The following is a 2136-nucleotide window of genomic DNA, read 5'->3' on the forward strand; positions in this document are numbered from 1 at the left end:
GGCGAGCTGCAGGCGATTGCCGACTGGTATGCCCCGCAGCTGGAGCGCCTGCACGAACACGCCGCCGCCCGCCAGACCGACATCGACCAGCTCGTGCAACTGGCCCGCGGCCAGCGCAGCCGCGAGCGTTTCCTCACCGAGCTGGCGCTGGACCCGCCGGAGGCCAGCAGCGACAACGCCGGTGACCCGTCACTGGACGAGGACTACCTGATCCTCTCCACCATCCACGCCGCCAAGGGCCAGGAATGGCAGGCCGTGACGCTGCTGAACGTCGTGGACGGCTGCGTGCCCGGCGACCTCGGCGTGGGCACCACGGCCGAGCTGGAGGAAGAGCGCCGGCTGCTCTACGTGGCCATGACCCGCGCCCGCCAGCACCTGGACCTGATCGTGCCTCAACGCTTCTACGTGACCCAGCAGCACCGCCACGGCGACCGCCACATGTACGGTGCCCGCAGCCGCTTCCTGCCGCCCGAGCTGCTGCCGCTGTTCACACACGCCACGCCGCGCGCCGACGGCAGCGAACCCACGCGCCCGACCACCCAGGTCATGGACCTGCGCGAGAAGCTGCGCAGCCGCTGGGGCTGAGCACGCGTCAACGGCGCATGCCCGCCCCGACCTGCCGAAGGCGCCGTGTCGCCCGGCGTGGCGTTGATCACCCGCGGCGAGGCCATGCTGGCTTGGGCGTAGACGCGCAAGCCAGCGGAGTTCGGGTCACGGCGTCGGCAGGCCAGCGCGAACAACAAAGGCACAGCCTTCGCTGGTCCGCTCGAACGAGATGTGTTGGGTGAGGCCCGTCTCAAGGAGGACCTGGATTTCCCACGGGCCGGTTTGCTGGATTCTCTCCACCCACCAGGTGTCCCGCTCCTTCCGGCCGAGCTCGAAATACTGGGCGGACGGCCGGCCGGGTTGGTATGCCTCGAACGGCTCTTCGAGGAAATAGACGATGAGGCCGTTGCCGCCGACGGCACACCATCTTTCGCCACGATCGATGATGGCCGTGTGGGGGTCGCCGTAGAAATCACCGATCTCGGTGGGCCTTGCACCTTCGCGCATCAGCCACACCGTCTCGTATTCATGCGAAAGACGAAAGCGGGCCGAGTGTGCGAGTTGTCGGACGGGGTCGCGCATGACGGGTCGATGAATGTGATGTTGAAAAAAGTGGCCGCGGTTGCCATGCTCCCGGCGTGGCGCCCTTCTACCCTCCGTACGAGATGGCGCGCCTCAAGCAGACACCGCAGTGACGAATCCCTCGCGGTGACCTGTTGGCAGCCTCTCTGCGGCCTGGTCCTACACAGCGGCACCTGGCACCGGGCGACACTTGCCTCAAGTCCTTGACCTTCTCCGGCGTCCGGCCCCGTCCTCCATGAACCATGCCTGGCAATTCTTCCGCGCCGGTGGCGTCGACCAGGTGCTCATCACCAGCGGTGATGACATCGCCCACCTGCGCGAACTCGACCAGAAGCTCTGGGTCGCCCTCGCCTGCCCGACCCGTGGCACCCACTTCGACCCGCGCACGCTGGACCTGATCGACACCGACCACGACGGCCGCATCCGCGCGCCCGAGTTGCTGGCCGCCTGCGAATGGGCCTGCGAACGGCTGGCCGATCCGCAGCAGCTGGTGCGCGGCGGCGAGCGCCTGGCGCTGGCCTCGCTGGCCGACAACGAAGAAGGCCGCGCACTGGCCGAAGCAGCCCGCCACACGCTGGCCCGCCTCGACGAAGCCCAAGCCAAGGCCAGCGACATCGGCCTGGAAGCCATTGCCGAGCGCCAGCAGCACCTGGCCGAAGAACGGCTGAACGGCGACGGCATCGTCACTGCCGCAACCGCTGGCGACGACACCGCATTGCGTGGCTTGATCGAGCAGATCGTCGAGACCCAGGGCAGCGTGAAGGACGCTGGCGGCGAAGCCGGCATCGGCCTCGACCAGGCCACCGCCTTCTTCGACGCCGCCGAAGCCTTGCTGGCCTGGCACCGCCAGGGCCAGAGTGACTGCGGCGACATGCGCAGCGCCGCGCAGGCGGTGGACGCGGTGCACGACAAGGTCGAGGATTTCTTCGCCCGCTGCCGCCTGGCCAGCTACGCCGCAGGCGCCGCCGAGGCACTGAACCTGCCCGCGCCCGAAACCCTGCAGGGGTA

Annotated in this window: 2 protein-coding genes and 1 pseudogene; 2 read left to right on the forward strand and 1 reads right to left on the reverse strand. The window is 68.7% G+C overall.

The features are described from left to right. Positions 1–585 (forward strand): 3'-5' exonuclease (locus tag FKP22_RS28100; RefSeq protein ID WP_141291355.1); only part of this gene is annotated, 585 nt, incomplete at its 5' end. Between the two features lie 126 nt (positions 586–711). Here the strand turns inward: FKP22_RS28100 and FKP22_RS28105 are convergent. Further along, complete coding sequence (locus FKP22_RS28105; RefSeq protein ID WP_141291357.1) at positions 712–1128, reverse strand: hypothetical protein; 417 nt, start codon at positions 1126–1128, stop codon at positions 712–714. 235 nt (positions 1129–1363) lie between these two features. Here FKP22_RS28105 and FKP22_RS28110 point away from each other — a divergent pair. Next, positions 1364–2136: pseudogene (locus tag FKP22_RS28110) on the forward strand (hypothetical protein); the annotation flags it as partial.

Origin of the sequence: Ideonella azotifigens, from assembly GCF_006519715.1 — a bacterium.
Classification (GTDB): domain Bacteria; phylum Pseudomonadota; class Gammaproteobacteria; order Burkholderiales; family Burkholderiaceae_C; genus Ideonella; species Ideonella azotifigens.